General features: G+C 74.6%; 13 protein-coding genes. 7 read left to right on the top strand and 6 right to left on the bottom strand.

Going from position 1 to position 13710, the window contains the following annotated elements; genetic code table 11:
• Positions 1-55: 55 nt before the first annotated feature.
• Positions 56-346, bottom strand: coding sequence for a hypothetical protein (locus ACMCNO_RS29650; protein ID WP_412752728.1), 291 nt, complete (start codon positions 344-346; stop codon positions 56-58).
• Between the two features lie 316 nt (positions 347-662).
• Here ACMCNO_RS29650 and ACMCNO_RS29645 point away from each other — a divergent pair, with 316 nt between their 5' ends.
• A complete protein-coding gene (locus ACMCNO_RS29645) occupies positions 663-1001 on the top strand; it encodes a hypothetical protein (RefSeq protein WP_412752727.1) in 339 nt (112 codons plus the stop codon).
• Positions 1002-1047: 46 nt separating this feature from the next.
• On the opposite strand, the gene ACMCNO_RS29640 is transcribed toward ACMCNO_RS29645, so the two are convergent.
• Entirely contained in the window at positions 1048-2046 is a 999-nt protein-coding gene (locus ACMCNO_RS29640; protein WP_412752726.1) for an AraC family transcriptional regulator, read from the bottom strand.
• A gap of 273 nt (positions 2047-2319) precedes the next feature.
• On the opposite strand from ACMCNO_RS29640, the gene ACMCNO_RS29635 reads away from it, so the two are divergent.
• Complete coding sequence (locus ACMCNO_RS29635) at positions 2320-2676, top strand: STAS domain-containing protein (RefSeq protein ID WP_412752725.1); 357 nt, start codon at positions 2320-2322, stop codon at positions 2674-2676.
• 63 nt (positions 2677-2739) lie between these two features.
• Here the strand turns inward: ACMCNO_RS29635 and ACMCNO_RS29630 are convergent, their stop codons facing one another.
• The 3 genes from ACMCNO_RS29630 to ACMCNO_RS29620 form a co-directional block, all read right to left on the bottom strand.
• Complete coding sequence (locus ACMCNO_RS29630; protein WP_412752724.1) at positions 2740-3612, bottom strand: alpha/beta hydrolase; 873 nt, start codon at positions 3610-3612, stop codon at positions 2740-2742.
• Positions 3613-3664: 52 nt separating this feature from the next.
• Positions 3665-4144, bottom strand: a complete 480-nt coding sequence (locus tag ACMCNO_RS29625; RefSeq protein WP_412752723.1) for a VOC family protein — start codon at positions 4142-4144, stop codon at positions 3665-3667.
• A gap of 140 nt (positions 4145-4284) precedes the next feature.
• Positions 4285-5955: a CocE/NonD family hydrolase gene (locus ACMCNO_RS29620; protein WP_412752722.1), complete on the bottom strand. Its 1671-nt coding sequence runs from the start codon at positions 5953-5955 to the stop codon at positions 4285-4287.
• A 172-nt stretch (positions 5956-6127) separates the two neighbouring features.
• Here ACMCNO_RS29620 and ACMCNO_RS29615 point away from each other — a divergent pair, with 172 nt between their 5' ends.
• Both ACMCNO_RS29615 and ACMCNO_RS29610 read left to right on the top strand, forming a co-directional pair.
• Positions 6128-7312 (top strand): serine/threonine-protein kinase, encoded by a 1185-nt coding sequence (locus ACMCNO_RS29615; protein WP_412752721.1) that lies wholly within the window; start codon positions 6128-6130, stop codon positions 7310-7312.
• A gap of 125 nt (positions 7313-7437) precedes the next feature.
• Positions 7438-9084, top strand: coding sequence for a serine/threonine-protein kinase (locus ACMCNO_RS29610; RefSeq protein WP_412752720.1), 1647 nt, complete (start codon positions 7438-7440; stop codon positions 9082-9084).
• On the opposite strand, the gene ACMCNO_RS29605 is transcribed toward ACMCNO_RS29610, so the two are convergent.
• Complete coding sequence (locus ACMCNO_RS29605) at positions 9044-10603, bottom strand: GGDEF domain-containing protein (protein ID WP_412752719.1); 1560 nt, start codon at positions 10601-10603, stop codon at positions 9044-9046. The genes ACMCNO_RS29610 and ACMCNO_RS29605 overlap by 41 nt on opposite strands.
• A 143-nt stretch (positions 10604-10746) precedes the next feature.
• Between ACMCNO_RS29605 and ACMCNO_RS29600 the strand changes: the two genes are divergently transcribed.
• Genes ACMCNO_RS29600 through ACMCNO_RS29590 form a run of 3 tightly spaced genes read left to right on the top strand, consistent with a single transcriptional unit; the run spans position 10747 to position 13678 of the window.
• Entirely contained in the window at positions 10747-12192 is a 1446-nt protein-coding gene (locus ACMCNO_RS29600) for a hypothetical protein (RefSeq protein WP_412752718.1), read from the top strand.
• Positions 12189-13007: a hypothetical protein gene (locus ACMCNO_RS29595; RefSeq protein ID WP_412752717.1), complete on the top strand. Its 819-nt coding sequence runs from the start codon at positions 12189-12191 to the stop codon at positions 13005-13007. Before ACMCNO_RS29600 ends, ACMCNO_RS29595 begins: the two co-directional genes overlap by 4 nt.
• Positions 13004-13678, top strand: a complete 675-nt coding sequence (locus tag ACMCNO_RS29590) for a type II CAAX prenyl endopeptidase Rce1 family protein (RefSeq protein WP_412752716.1) — start codon at positions 13004-13006, stop codon at positions 13676-13678. The genes ACMCNO_RS29595 and ACMCNO_RS29590 overlap by 4 nt, the downstream gene beginning before the upstream one ends.
• Positions 13679-13710: the final 32 nt, after the last annotated feature.

Genomic DNA, 13710 nt, shown 5'->3' with positions numbered 1-13710 from the left:
CGCGGGGCCGCGCTCAGGCCCGCCCCAGGGGCCGTCCGGTGGATGCAGCGGACGGTCAGGGCACGGTGCGCTCGATGGCCGCGGCGCCGTCGCGCTCCAGCTCGCGCCGCGCCCGTTCGATGTTCTCCGGTGTCGGGTCGCGGCCCTGCGCAGTGGCCAGGTCCACCGGGTCCCAGGGCTGGTCGGCGCCGGTCCGGATGCGGGGTTCGGCGGTCGGTGCCAGGAACGCGGGAGTGTCCGCGTCGGGGCCGCCGCCGGTCATGAACGCGCCGACCGCGGCATCGTCCGCCACCGCATCGGCGACCTGGTCCGTCTCCTCGAGGGGAGGCCGGTTCGATTCGGTCATGGCTCCTCCATGCGGATCGCTGGTGCTTCCTACTCCGCTGCAGTACCCACCTATCGGGTGGACCCTACGACACCGCGGGTCCAGGGGGTGCGGAAACGGACGATCAGTCAGCAGCGAAGCGAAGTGAGCGTGATTCGGACAACGCTTACGCGTGCAACGGATGGACGGTTAGTAGCCGGGCGAATACATTTTCCGCTTGTCACGTGTGAAGTGCTCCGGGGATCGCTCGGGTGCCGTCGGCCGTGCGCCGGCGGCGACGGTACGGGCACGTGCGGCGAGGGGAACGACACATGAGCGCATGCAGGGATGTGCCGCAGTGAGCAGCCTGCCCGATGCGGAACGCGACGCCAGCGAGGTCGTCCGTGCGCTGGCAGGTCTCGCTGCCCTGATCAGGCGGTATGGAATCGAGCCCGGCGATGAGGCCAGCCTGCTGCTGACCTTGGCCGAGGACGGCGGGGCGGCCGCGGAACGTGTCCTGGAGTACCTGCAGGCGGTGCGCGGTCCCGGGGACGGCGTGGCGGCGCTGGTGCCGCCCCGGATCGGCCCCTGGCGGGAGTGGGTGCCGCCGCGCGGCCATCTGTTCGGGGCGCGCGACGGGGTGACCCGGCCCGACGGGGTGCCCAACCAGCCCCGTCGCAGTGACCCCGGGGAGTAACCCGTCCGGGTGAAATCGGCGATCCGCCGCCCACCTTTCCGGTCCGTCAACCGGCGGCCCGCAGGGTGACCGACGGCGGTTCGCCGAACCGTGCCCGGTAGGCGGAGGCGAATCGGCCGAGGTGCGCGAAGCCCCAGCGATGCGCCACGGCGGCCACCGTCACCCGGGAGTGGTCCGCCACCCGCAGCGCGTCCCGGGCCCGGTCCAGCCGGACCCGCTGCAGGTAGGCCATCGGTGCGCAGCCGACGTGGCGGCGGAACCCCTCTTGCAACGACCGGACGCTCACCTGGGCCACGGCCGCGAGGTCGGCGACGCTGAACTGGCGCCGCGGATCCTCGTGGATCGCCTCCAGCGCGCGCCGGATCGCGCGCGGTGGCCCGGCGGGTGCGGGGGCGGTCAGCTCCGCGAGATAGCGGTGCGGGGCTGACAGCAGCAGGCCGCTCAGCAGACTGTGCCGCAGCTGCTCGGCGATCAGCGGCTGCAGCAGCAGGCTGCCCGGGTGCGCCAGCTCGTCGCGCAGCAGGTAGACCAGGCGGCGCCAGGTCAGCCGCGGGCCGTCGGACAGGTCCAGCGTGGGCGGCAGGTCGACCGGTCCCTCGATCGAGCGGCCGAGCAGGGCGGACAGTTCCGCCTCCAGCGCGGACCGCTCGATCTTGATGTCCAGCTCCTCCATCGGCGGCCCGTCGCGCAGCACGAAGGCGCGGCCGGTCGGCCCGAACACCGCCGCGGTGGAGGGGCCGGCCAGGTATTCGCGGCCGGCCTGGCGGACTCGTACGCGGCCCCGGGCCGGCAGCGTGACGTGGTACGCGTCCAGCTCGGCGGCGGCCACCACCGGCACCGCGAGACGGAACTGGGCGACCGTGATCGGTCCGAGTTGGATCATGTCGGCGGACGCCTGGAACCGTTTCGACCCGTCCGGCAGCTCCACCACCGACCGGTAGAAGAACCGGTTCAGCACCGAGCGGAACTCGTCCGGGTCCTGGCTGCTGAAGCGGACGACGTCGAGGGGTGCGGGGGAACTCGGCCGAGGCCGTGCATCAGTCATCGTGTCGAGCGCCTAGCCGCATACGGTGAGTATTCGGCGCGGATGTGTCCAACGTCAACGTCCGCGCCACGCCCTGCTCGTTCCCGCACATTCAGGCCATATGAACTACTCTGGCGTTCCGCGCCTACGAGGCGTAACTTGCAGTCCAGCGGATTGTTGTTGGTACGCGGTCTGGACTCGGCGCCCGGTGCGGCGCCGTATTGCGCGGCTGGTCAGCGCAGCACCCGCGGTAAGGTCGGCGTCGGCCGTGACGACGCCAGGAAGAGGGCAGCCGTGTATCTGCCGATCACCACTCGCCAGCTGGCCGACGGGACCGTCGAGATCGCACCGAGCGGTGAGATCGACCTCGACAACGCACACATGATGCGTGACGCCGTCAACGACGTGCTCACCACCGCGCGGCCCGGCAAGATCAGTCTCGATCTGCAGCGGGTGATGCTCATTGACAGCATCGGCATCGGCATCCTGGTCGCCTGTTTCCACGCGGCCGCGGCCAGCGGGGTCAAACTCGTGGTCACCCATCCCAGCCCCACGGTGTATCGGCAGCTCTGGGTCTCCGGGCTCGTGGGACTGCTGGGCTGCGCGGAGCCGCCGTCGCCGCGTACCTCGGTCGGGTTGCGGCCCGCCTGAGTTTTCCCCCGTCAAGGGGTCACCCGCAGGCCGTATTGCCATCGTGGACGGTGACCCGGGCGGTCACAGCGTCCGGTGCAGAAACTCCGAAGCGGCCGCCACGGCGCGGCTCACGTGCGGCTCCACGTCGTACAGATCGACGTGCTGGTGGCAGTCCAGCCAGACGATCTCGGCCGGGCCCGGCGTCTCGGCATGCAGGGCCCGGGCCAGTTCCGGGGAGCAGTACGCGTCCTCGGTCCCGTGCACCACCAGCAGCGGCACCGCCCCCAGCAGCGGGGCGGCGCCGAGCGCGTCGAAGGTCATGAGGGAGTGCAGGGAGCCACGGGTGATCCGGTTCTCCCAGCCGGGCGCGCGGGAGCGGTCCGTGCCGTAGTAGGACCACGGTTCCTCGCCGCTCATCGCGGCCTCCCCGCCGTCCGGGGCCACGGCCGGCAGGAATTCGTCGTACGCGTCCAGGAAGCCGCGCAGCGCCCCCCGGTACGCCTCGTCGCCCAGTTGCCGGCTGAACCACGCCGGGCTGTTGTACCCGCCCGCGATACCGGCGACCGCCCGTACCCGTGGGTCGGTGGCCGCGGCGCGGACCGCGTACCCGCCGCCCAGGCACACGCCGACCACCCCGATCCGCTCGGGGTCCACCTCGGGGCGACCGGCCAGGGCGGACACCGCGGCCCGCAGGTCCGCCAGCTTGCCCTGGCTGTCCTCGTGGCAGCGGCGCCCCTCGCTGGCGCCGAAGCCGCGGTGGTCGAACGCGAGCGTGATGATCCCTTCGGCGGCCAGGCGCTCGGCGTAGCCGCCGGTGACCTGTTCCTTGACGCCGGTGAACGGCCCGGTCAGCGCGACCGCCCGGCCGGTGGGCTCCGACGGTACGCGCAGCACTCCGGCCAGCCGCAGCCCATCGGCGCGGAACACGACGTCCTCGGTACGGATCTCAGTCACCCCCCGGACAATAGGTCGCGCGTGGACCGATGCCCAGCGGGCGCCCCGGCCGCTAGCAGTCCGGTTCGCGCTGGGTGATCCGCACGAGCAGGCCGTCCGGGCTCAGCACCTGCAGTTGGCGGCCGAAGTCGCGGTGGTTCACGACGCCGGAGACGGTCACCCGGCGGTCGCGCAGCAGCCGCTCGAGATCGTCCAGGGGCATGGTCGCGGCGAAGTTCAGCTCGACCGCGCCGTCGCCCCGCGACCAGATCGGGGTACGCGCCACCAGGGTGAGCTGGAGCGTGCCCAGTTGCATCAGCACCCAGTCGGTGTCCCGGCCGCCGTGCACCAGCTCCGCGCCGAGATGCTCGAAGAACGTGACCGAGGCCGCCATGTCGGCCACGTGCACCAGCGGCCGCAGGTGCAGCCCCGGCGTGGCTGCGGACCGGGGCGCGGGCGCCGCGACGCCCTTCGCGACCTTGCCCTTCCGTGGGCGCTCGGAGGTCATCGCCGCCCTCGCGGCGTGCCGGATCACCTGCTTGTCCTTGGCCATGGCGGGCTCCTGTCGGGCTGGCATCGGCACCGGCGCAATACCGGTGACGTCAAGCTCAACGAGGCGTAACCCGTCGGCGATGCAGCCGGGCGCCGGTTCTGCCTGGTCGGCGGCTTCCCGCGGTGGTGGGCGCGGCCGGGTTACCGCGGGACCGGCAGGATCAGCCGCGAGCCGGCACACCGGATCGTGTGCCGTGACGGGGTCAGCGCCGATCCGCCGCCGATGGTGCCCGGGGTGCCGAGATTGCGGGCGTAGCGCGGATGGGCGCCGCCGCAGACCAGCAGCCGCACCCGGTGCCCCGCGGCGAACCGGTGGAAGCATGCGTCCAGGGTGAGGCGCAGCCGCCGTACCTCGCCCGCGGGGACGGCGGGATCGAGCCTGCGGAACGCGTCGGTGACGTTGCGCGAGCGTCCGCGCGGGTCCACGTCGCACACCCGGACGAACACGTCCGCGTGCGGGTTGTCCAGGGCCAGCGCGAGCTCCAGTACCGGGCTGCCCGCCACCTCCAGGTCCGCGCCGAGCGGCGCGGTCGTGAACGACACCACGTCGGCACGGGCCTGCAGGGCCCGGTTGTCGCGGACCCCGGCCGTCCCGGTCAGCACCCTGCCCCCGACCGACGGCGTCGGGTCGGCCGGGTCGTAGCGGAAGCTCACCGTGGCGTCGGCGGGCGCGGCCGCACCGGCCGCGAGGCGCCCATCCGGGTACGGGTACCACGCGGCGGACGTGGTCGGCGGCGGCCAGTCCGGCAGGCCGTGCCAGGCCCCTTCCCCGGTGCGGTACACCCGTACGGGTGGCCGGGCGCGTCCCGGCGGCCCGCCCGCCAGGTGCTCGTCCAGCCAGGCCAGCGCGTCGCGTCCGACCGTCCCGGCGCCGCGGGTGGCCGCCCCGACGTGGGTCCACGGGCCCACGGTCAACGCCACGTCGAGCCCGCGGCCGCGCAGCACCCGGTACTGCTCCAGCGTCTGGTCGAGGAACAGGTCCTGCCAGCCGCCGACCAGCAGCACCGGAACGCCGACCCGGTCCAGCGCGCCGGTCGCCCGGTACGGGGCCCAGAACTCCTCGCCGCCCTCCGCGTTGCCGAGCCACTCGCCGTACCAGGGGGCGTGGCCCGCGAGGACCCGCCGGCCCGCGTCGGCCAGCGGCAGTCCGTGCAGGCCCGGCGCGAGCCGCCGGCGGGTTGCGGGGCCGCCACCGAGGCGGCGCAGCAGCCCGCGCTCGGCTGGACGGGCCACCTGGGCGCTCCAGGTGAAGAAGTCCGCCAGCGTGAACGAGCCGGTGCCGAACACCGCCTGCTGGAAGTCGTGCGGGGCGGTGTACACCAGGGCCGCCCGCAGCTCGGGTGGTGGATCCTGCAGCAGGGTCCACTGCGCCCAGCCCAGGTACGAGGCGCCGAGGGTGGCCAGCCGTCCGTCGAACCACGAGCGGGTGCGCAGCCACCGGACCGTGTCCTGCCCGTCGTCGGTCTCCTGGGCCATGGCCCGGAACGTCCCGCCCGAGCCGTTCGTGCCGCGCACGCTGACGATCACTACGTGATATCCGCGGGCCGCGTACGTGCGCCCGTGCACCCAGCCCTCCGGAAACCCCCGGGTGTACGGGGTGCGGATCAGCACCGTGCCGCGCGGAGCGGTGCCGAGCGGCACGTAGTGGTCCGCCAGCAGAGTGACCCCGTCGCGCATCGGGATCGGCACGGCGCGCGCCACCGTGTACTGGTTGCGTCGCGGGGTGTGACCGAGTGCCCGCCCGAGTGCGGCGTCGGCGAGCCGCTGCAGCCGCCCCGGCGTCCGGCCGGTGCCCGCCCCGACGACGTTCATCGATCATCCTCCGTCCGCGACCGACCCCGTCCCGGCCGCCATCGTAGGGCCGCACCCGGGCCCGCGGACACCGCGTGTTTCGCCCCTCCGTAGGTGGTTTCAGCACGTCAAGGCTGTGGCGGCGCTCATTCGAGGTAGGCGAATCGGCGATCATCGAGGCAGACTCCGACACGTGGAGGCTGAGCAGACCCTGGGTGGCCGGTACACCCTGGTGGACGAGCTGGGCCGCGGGGGGACATCGGTGGTCTGGCGGGCGCGCGACCAGATCCTGGGCCGGGACGTCGCGGTGAAGATGCTGGACCGGCAGCACACTACGGACCCGCGCTCGCGCGCCCGGATCCGGACCGAGGCCCGGGCCGCCGCGATCCTGCCGCATCCGAACATCGCGCAGATCCACGACTACGGTGAGTCGATCCAGCACGGACAATGCGTGCCGTACGTGGTGATGGAACTCGTCGACGGGGTCACCCTCCAGGATCGGGTGACCACGGGGTTGCCGACGCCGCGCGAGGTCTTCCGGATCTGTGGCCAGGTGGCCGCCGCGCTGGCCGCCGCGCACGCCGCAGGCCTGGTGCACCGCGACATCAAGCCCGCCAACGTCATGGTCACCCGGACCGGTGCCAAGGTGGTCGACTTCGGCATCGCCGCCACGGCCGGGCCGGGGGAGCCCGAGGCCGAGCTGATCGGTACGCCCGCGTACCTGGCGCCCGAGCGGCTGACCGGCCCCACCGTCGAGCCCGCCTCGGACGTGTACGCGCTCGGGGTCCTGCTGCACCGGCTGCTCGCGGGGGAGTCGCCGTGGACGGTGGAGAGCACGACGGAGCTGCTGAGCGCGCACGTCCACCGGCCACCGAACCCGCTGCCGCCGCTCGCCGGTGTGCCCAACTTCGTGGTCGACCTGATCAACCGCTGCCTGCGCAAGGATCCGGCCGAGCGGCCGAGCGCCGCGGACGTGGCGGTGCTCCTGACCCGCGCCGAACGCCACCGGCCCGCCCGGGCGGCGGCGCGGGGGCGCACCGGGCGGCGGCACCGCGGCATCGTCCAGCCCGCGGCGGCGGGCCGGGCCGGTTCCCCGGAGCGTGTCCGGGCGGGGTTGCCGGTGCGTGTCCGGGCCCCCTTCCCGGAGCGCGGCCAGGCGGTGCCGGGTGGCCGGGGGCCACGTGGGGGCACCGGTCGCGCCCGGAACCGGGTGCCCGCACGGCAGCCCGCGGCCTTCGAGGACGGTGGTATGCCACGCCGCGAGTCCGCCGGGAGACCGACGGCCGTCCGGCGGAGCCGGTGGTGGTCGTACCGGAACTGGCTGCCCCGCACGGTGCTGCGGGCGCACCGCGACTCCGCCGCTCCGACCGGCGTCTGAACGGCGTGCCCACCTGGCCGAGATGGCCGTATTTCACCCTTTTGCCTGGCGTTTCGACACGCCGGGCCGACGGTGACCCGCATCGGGATGTGCGAATCCGTCGCGATCACGGCAGACTCCCACGGGTGGAGGCTGAGCAGACTCTCGGGGGCCGGTACACCCTGATCGAGGAACTGGGCTGCGGTGGCATGGCGGTGGTGTGGCGGGCGCGTGACGCGGTCCTGGGGCGGGAGGTCGCGGTCAAGGTGCTGGCCGGGCGGCACACCGCCGACGCGCATTCGCGCGCCCGGATCCGGACCGAGGCCCGGGCCGCCGCCACGCTGTCGCATCCGAACATCGCCCAGGTGCACGACTACGGGGAGTCGACAAAGGACGGCCAGTGCGTGCCGTACGTCGTGATGGAACTGGTCAACGGCGTGACGTTGCAGGAGCGGGTCGGCATGGGACCGCTGACGCCGCCGGAGGTCTTCCGGATCTGTGGTCAGGTGGCCATGGCGCTGGCCGCCGCGCACGCCGACGGTCTCGTGCATCGCGACATCAAGCCCGGCAACGTGATGGTGACCCAGGGTGGCGCGAAGGTGGTCGACTTCGGCATCGCCGCGACGGCCGGGCCGGGGGAGCCGGAGTCCGAACTGCTCGGTACCCCGGCGTACCTGGCGCCGGAGCGGCTGACCGGTGACTCCGTCGAGCCCGCCTCGGACGTGTACGCGCTCGGGGTGCTGCTGTACCGGCTGCTCGCCGGGGATTCGCCGTGGCGGGTGGAGAGCACGACCCAGCTGCTGAGCGCGCACATCTACCTCGAGCCGAGCCCGCTGCCGGAGCTTCCCCGTGTCCCCGCGTTCGTGGTCGACCTGGTCAACCGGTGCCTGCGCAAGGATCCGACCGAGCGGCCGACCGCCGCGGACGCGGCCGCCATCCTCGCCCGCGCCGAGCAGCTGGCGGAGCGGGCCGACGCCGTCCCCTTCGCCACGCCCGGCGCCGCCTCACCCGCCGGTGGGCCACCGGCCGTCCTCCCGCAGGCGAGCACGTCGTCCGCTGCCGGGTCGCCTGCCGCTGTGCCGCCCGCCGGTGTGCGGTCCGCTTCCGGGCCGCATCGCGATGTACCGCCGGCCGGGGTGCCGCTGCGGCCGGCTGCCACGCCCGGCCCGCCGCCCGGCCGCAGTCGCTGGCGGCGCGTGCTCGTCGGCGGGTGCGCCTGCGCCGCGGCGGCCGTGGCGGCGCTGTCGGTGTGGCAGTTCGGGCAGGCTGGGCGGGCCACCACGGAGGCCGCGGCTCCGCCGCCCGCAGCACCCGACGGTTCTCCGCCGCCCACCCCACGGTCCAGCCCTGCCGCCTCCGGCGGTGTGTCGGCGGCGCCGGGCCGGGGTGCGGCCCGCCCGGCGGGCGGGACCGGTGCGGCCGGAGCCGGCGACGCCGACCGGACGACCGCGGCCCGCTCCGGCAGGCCCACCGGGCGAGCCACCGACGGCGCTCCGGGCGCCCCCGCGACGAGGCCACCCGACGATCCCGCGACCACCACCCCGGCCGCCGAGCCGAGCACCGACCCGACCGTCACCGTACGCACCCTGACCTCGGACGGTGGCTCCGTCGAGGCGTCGTGCGATCAGGGGCAGGCCCGGTTGGTGTCGTGGAGCCCGGTCAAGCCGTACAAGGTGGACGGGGTCGACGCGGGCCCTTCGGAGGCGGCTTCGATCGTGTTCCGGCACGGCAACCGGCGCGTCCAGATGACCGTCACCTGTGGCAGTGGGGGCCCGACAGCCGAGGTGTCGTAGGCGTCCGGGCGGGAGCCTCGGGACGTTCGGCGCGGTCGCGACCGGCGGCCTCGGCACGCTCGATGCGGTCGCGACCGGCGGCCTTGGCCCGGTACAGCGCGCGGTCCGCGCGGCGTAGCAGCGCCTCGCCACTCTCCCGGCCGTCCCAGGCGGCCAGCCCCGCGGAGAATGTGCAGTCCATCGGGGTCCGCCGCCGCAGCCGGTCGACAACGCGGGCGGCCTCCGCGCCGTCGGCGCCGGGCAGCAGCGCCACGAACTCCTCGCCGCCGTAGCGGGCCAGCAGGTCACCGCCGCGCAGGCCGTCCGCCCAGGCGGCCGCGGCCTCCGCGAGCAGGCGGTCGCCCATCTGGTGGCCGTGGCGGTCGTTGAACGCCTTGAAGTGGTCCAGGTCGACGATCGCCACGCTGACTGGGGTGCCGTCGCGCCCGGCCCGGGCCAGCGCGGCGGGCAGCGAGCTGTCCCAGGTACGGCGGTTGGGCAGCCCGGTCAGCGGGTCCCGCTCCGCGAGCTCGCGCAGCTGCTCGGCCTGCCGTTGCATGACCCGCGCCTGCCGGTGCAGCCGCCGGATCAGCATCGTCGTCCGGGTCAGCCCGAGCAGGAACATGGCCGCGCTGGCCCCGGCGATGGGCAGGGCGTCGCGGACGATGCCGTTGCCGGTCAGCGCCTGCCATGCCAGCAGCGCCGGGGTGATGAGGGCCGCCCCGGCCAGCAGGCTCAAGCGGAGCCAACCCATCGGCCGGGTGGCCGGGGCGGGTGCGGGCAGGCCCACCGCCACCATGCCGGGGTGCGTGATCGCCATCGCCAGCAGCAGGAACGAGACGAGGAAGGCGGCGCTGACGAACCGGCCCACCGACAGCGCCGGGTCGTACGAGGTCATGTCCACGAACGCCCACAGGTCGTCCGCGATCAGGGCTGCGACCATGCCGCCGACCAGCAGCAGGAAGGCGGCACGGCGCTTTCCGTCGGTGGTGAGCAGCCAGGCCACGAGCGCGAGGACGACCAGGTCCAGACATGGGTACGCGAGGATGACCGCGTGCCCGAGGGTGCCCATCGTCTCGCCCTCGGCGAGGTACCGGATGAGGAAGACCCAGCTCAGCAGCGCGCAGGCGACCCCGACCAGAAGGGAGTCGACGAGGCCCGCGTAGCCGCGCCCACGGTTGCGCCGCAGCAGCAGCCCGCACAGGCCGCAGATGGTGCCGACGTAGCCGAGCAGGTAGGGCACGTCCCACGGGCCCGGCCATCTGTCGTCGTGCAGGATCAGGGCGTACACGTCGTACATGACGTCGGCGATCACGCTGGCGGCCTGACCCGCGATCAGCAGCGACCAGGCGGCGATCGCGGCCGGGCGGTTGCGGCGGACCCCGAGCACCATCGCGGCGACGAGCGCGAACTCCAGGCCGTCGTAGAGGACGGCCGCCCCGGTGCCGCTGGGGATCAGCACGAACGCGGTGATCGCGAGCAGGCCGAGACCACCTACCCAGGCCCAGGCCCGGCCCGCGCCCGCTGTTGTCGCGCCCATGCGGATTCCATCGGCGTAAAGGTCCGACCGTTGAGGAGTTCGCGCGCTCCGCCTGAACCGCGGATCTCGACCTTTTCGTCTGACTTACACTTTTTGCACCGTACGCGGGCCGCGCCCGAAGCACGGTGGAAGGGGATGGCGGCGTGTACCTCGCGCACGCGTTCGGCGAGCGGTACGAGCTGCCGCTGCCGCTGTCGGTGTTCCTCCTCGGCGGCACGCTCGTCGTCGTCTTCTCGTTCCTGCTCCTGGCCCGGCGCGGCGGCGAGCCCGGCACCGTGCCGGTGCCACCGGGGGGCCGGGGCGACACCGTGCCGGAAGGGGACGGCGGCCCGGCTCCCGACAGCAGTGGCGCACCCGCGTCGGTGGGGGATGATCCCGGTGCCGGGCCCTCGCCGGGGGGTCTGCCCGGCTGGCTCAGCCTCGCGGTGTTCGCGGCCCTGGCCGCCTGCGGTCTGTGGGGTGCCCAGGAGCCCGCCGAGAACCTGCTGCCGACGACGTTCTGGCTGCTCGGGTGGATCGCGGTGCCGCTGTCCTGCGGGTTGATCGGCGACTGGACCCGGCCGGTGAACCCGTTCGCGGTGCTGGTCCGGCTCGCGGACCGGCCCGGCCTGCGGCGGCGGCTGCTCGGCTCCGACGAGCCGGTGCCCTGGCCGTCCCGGCTGGGGTGGTGGCCCGCCACGGTCGGGTTCTTCCTCGTCGCCTGGGCCGAGCTGGTGGTCAACGCGACCGCCGTCGTACCCGCCAACACGGCGTTCGGGCTGCTGGCGTACGCCCTGGTGTGCGCGGCCGCCGGGCTGGTGTTCGGCACCGGGTTCGAGCGGCGGGGCGAGATGTTCACCGTCCTGTTCGCCACGTGGGGCAGGCTCGGGCACCGGCGCTTCGGAGGGCCCGGGCGGCCCGGCCTCGGCGGTGGACTGGTGGTGCCGTTCGACCCGAGCCCGTCCCGGACCGCGTTCGTGCTGCTGCTGCTCGTCAGCGTGACGTTCGACGGGTTGCTGGCCACCCCCGGCTGGGACCGGCTGGAGCGGCGGATCCCGGGCAACCTCGTCCTGCATCCCGGCTGGCTGGCGGCCTGGCGTACGGTCGCCTTCCTGCTCCTGGCGGCCGCGCTGGCGGTGGTGTTCGGGATGTTCGCCGGGGTCTCCCGGCGGCTGGCGAGCGGTCGCACCGGCCGGGGCGGCCTCAGCGACCTGCTGCCCTCGCTGCTGCCGATCGCCTACGGCTACCTGCTCGCCCACAACCTGCAGTACCTGCTGGTCAACGCCCAGCTGCTGGCGCCGCTGCTGGGCAATCCGCCCGGCCTGCCGGGATGGCCGCTGCGGCTGCCGTACCCGTTCGACGACGACTTCCAGCCCCGGGTGGACCTGCTGCCCAGCGCCGTGTACTGGTACGTGAGCATGGCGGCGGTGGTGGCCGTGCACGTGATCGCGGTCGTCGTGGCGAGCGTGCAGCTGCGCCGGGTGGCGGGTTCGGCAGGCAGAGCCCGCCTCGGCGAGTACCCGTGGCTGGCGGTGATGGTGGCCTACACCGCGCTGTCCCTGTGGCTGCTGGCCCAGCCGCTGGTGACCGAGGTGGAGCACACCGGATGAGGGGGCGGGCGGTGCGGGTCGTGGTCTGCGTCCTCGCCCTCGGCTGCGCCTGGGTGATCACACCGGCCGGGGTCCCGCTCTACGACGGGCTGGGCTTCCCGGACGAGCCGTACCGGTTCGTCGACCCGCCACCGGGCGCGGTGGCCACGGCCCCGCCGACCACCGCCACCGGCAGCGCCGCCGCCACCGGAGGCGCCAACCGCGAGGCGATGCGCGTCGCGAGCGCCGAGATCGGCCCGCAGGTGGCGGTGTCCGTGCCCGCCGGTGACCTGATCGGGCCGGCCGCCGCCACCCGGCTCACGCTGACGGCCCGCCCGATCGCCCCGGACCGGGCCCCGCCCACGGGCGTGATCAACGGCAACGTCTACCGGGTGAGCGCCGCCGCGGATGCGGCCGGGCCGGTGCGGCTGCGCGTCACCGATCCGAACTTCCTGCCCGGCATCGACCTGCGCAGCACGGTCGCCACCTCGGCGACGGTGACCGCGGTGTACCGCGAGCGCCCCGCCGCCGCGTGGCGGGAGCTGGTGGCCTTCCAGATCGGCAACGACATCTATGAGGTCGTGATGCCGGGCCTGGGCGACTTCGCCCTCGTCCTGCCGTCCGCGGCGCCCCCGCCCACCGCCCCGCCCGCCACCGCCCCGCCCGCCACCGCACCGAGCGTCGGAGGAACCACGGGATCCGGCCCGGCGCCCGCCGCCCGTCCGGCGGCGGGGCACCCCGGGCGCCAGCTGATCGGGCTCGCCGCGGTGCTACTGGTGCTCGGAGCCTGCATCGCCGGGCTCCGCCTGATTCGCGCCCGCGGGCGGAACCGATGACCTGGCCCGCACAGCCGGGCAACCCGGCCCCGGCGGGACCGCAGGCGGGATCGGTGGAGCGGCCCGGCGGGCCGGCTCCGGCGGCAGCGACGAACGGCCCGCGCCGCCCGGCGGCCGGGACCCTGCCGCTGCTCCTGGCCGGGTTCGTGGCCGCAGTCGCGCTGCGGGTCCTGATCGTGGGTACGGCCGGTGCCGACTCGATCCGCGCCGGGCTCGCCTTCGCCCTGGCCCTGGGCGTACTCGCCGTGGCCGCCGGTGTCCGGGTGCCGCTGCGCCGCCGCCGCGCGGTCCTGCCCGGCCTGGCCCTCGCCGCCCTGCTCTGCGTCCCGGCGGCCCTGGGCCGCCTCACCGCCGACGGCGCCGCGCACCGCCCCGGCGGAACGTACCTGACCTGGGCCGCGGTGGTGGCCGTCGTCGCCGTGGCCGAGGAGGCGTTCCTGCGCGGCGCCCTGTACGACGCGGTCCTGACCCGCCACGGACCATCGGCGGCGTCGGCGGTCGGCGCGGTCGCGTTCGCCGCACTGCACGTGCCGTTCTACGGCTGGCACACCGTCGTGCTCAACGTCGCGGTCGGCCTGTGCCTGGGGGTGCTGCGCGAGATCACCGGCGACTGGGCCGCACCGGCGGTCGCGCACACGGCCGCCGACCTGGCCGCCTGGTGGCTGCGCTGAGGGACGGCAGCACGGGAATCGTCGCGATCCGC

Origin of the sequence: Krasilnikovia sp. M28-CT-15 (assembly GCF_047159595.1) — a bacterium.
Classification (GTDB): Bacteria; Actinomycetota; Actinomycetes; order Mycobacteriales; family Micromonosporaceae; genus Actinoplanes.
Note: the sequence above shows the minus strand (reverse complement) of the source record. Positions and strands in the feature narration are given on the sequence as shown.

Excerpts from the sequence above, each read along its gene's own strand:
- ACMCNO_RS29625 (WP_412752723.1), bottom strand. The coding sequence starts at position 4,144 with ATGGCCAAGGACAAGCAGGTGATCCGGCACGCCGCGAGGGCGGCGATG.
- ACMCNO_RS29605 (WP_412752719.1), bottom strand. The coding sequence starts at position 10,603 with ATGGGCGCGACAACAGCGGGCGCGGGCCGGGCCTGGGCCTGGGTAGGT.
- ACMCNO_RS29650 (WP_412752728.1), bottom strand. The coding sequence starts at position 346 with ATGACCGAATCGAACCGGCCTCCCCTCGAGGAGACGGACCAGGTCGCC.
- ACMCNO_RS29640 (WP_412752726.1), bottom strand. The coding sequence starts at position 2,046 with ATGACTGATGCACGGCCTCGGCCGAGTTCCCCCGCACCCCTCGACGTC.
- ACMCNO_RS29590 (WP_412752716.1), top strand. The coding sequence starts at position 13,004 with ATGACCTGGCCCGCACAGCCGGGCAACCCGGCCCCGGCGGGACCGCAG.
- ACMCNO_RS29620 (WP_412752722.1), bottom strand. The coding sequence starts at position 5,955 with ATGAACGTCGTCGGGGCGGGCACCGGCCGGACGCCGGGGCGGCTGCAG.
- ACMCNO_RS29595 (WP_412752717.1), top strand. The coding sequence starts at position 12,189 with ATGAGGGGGCGGGCGGTGCGGGTCGTGGTCTGCGTCCTCGCCCTCGGC.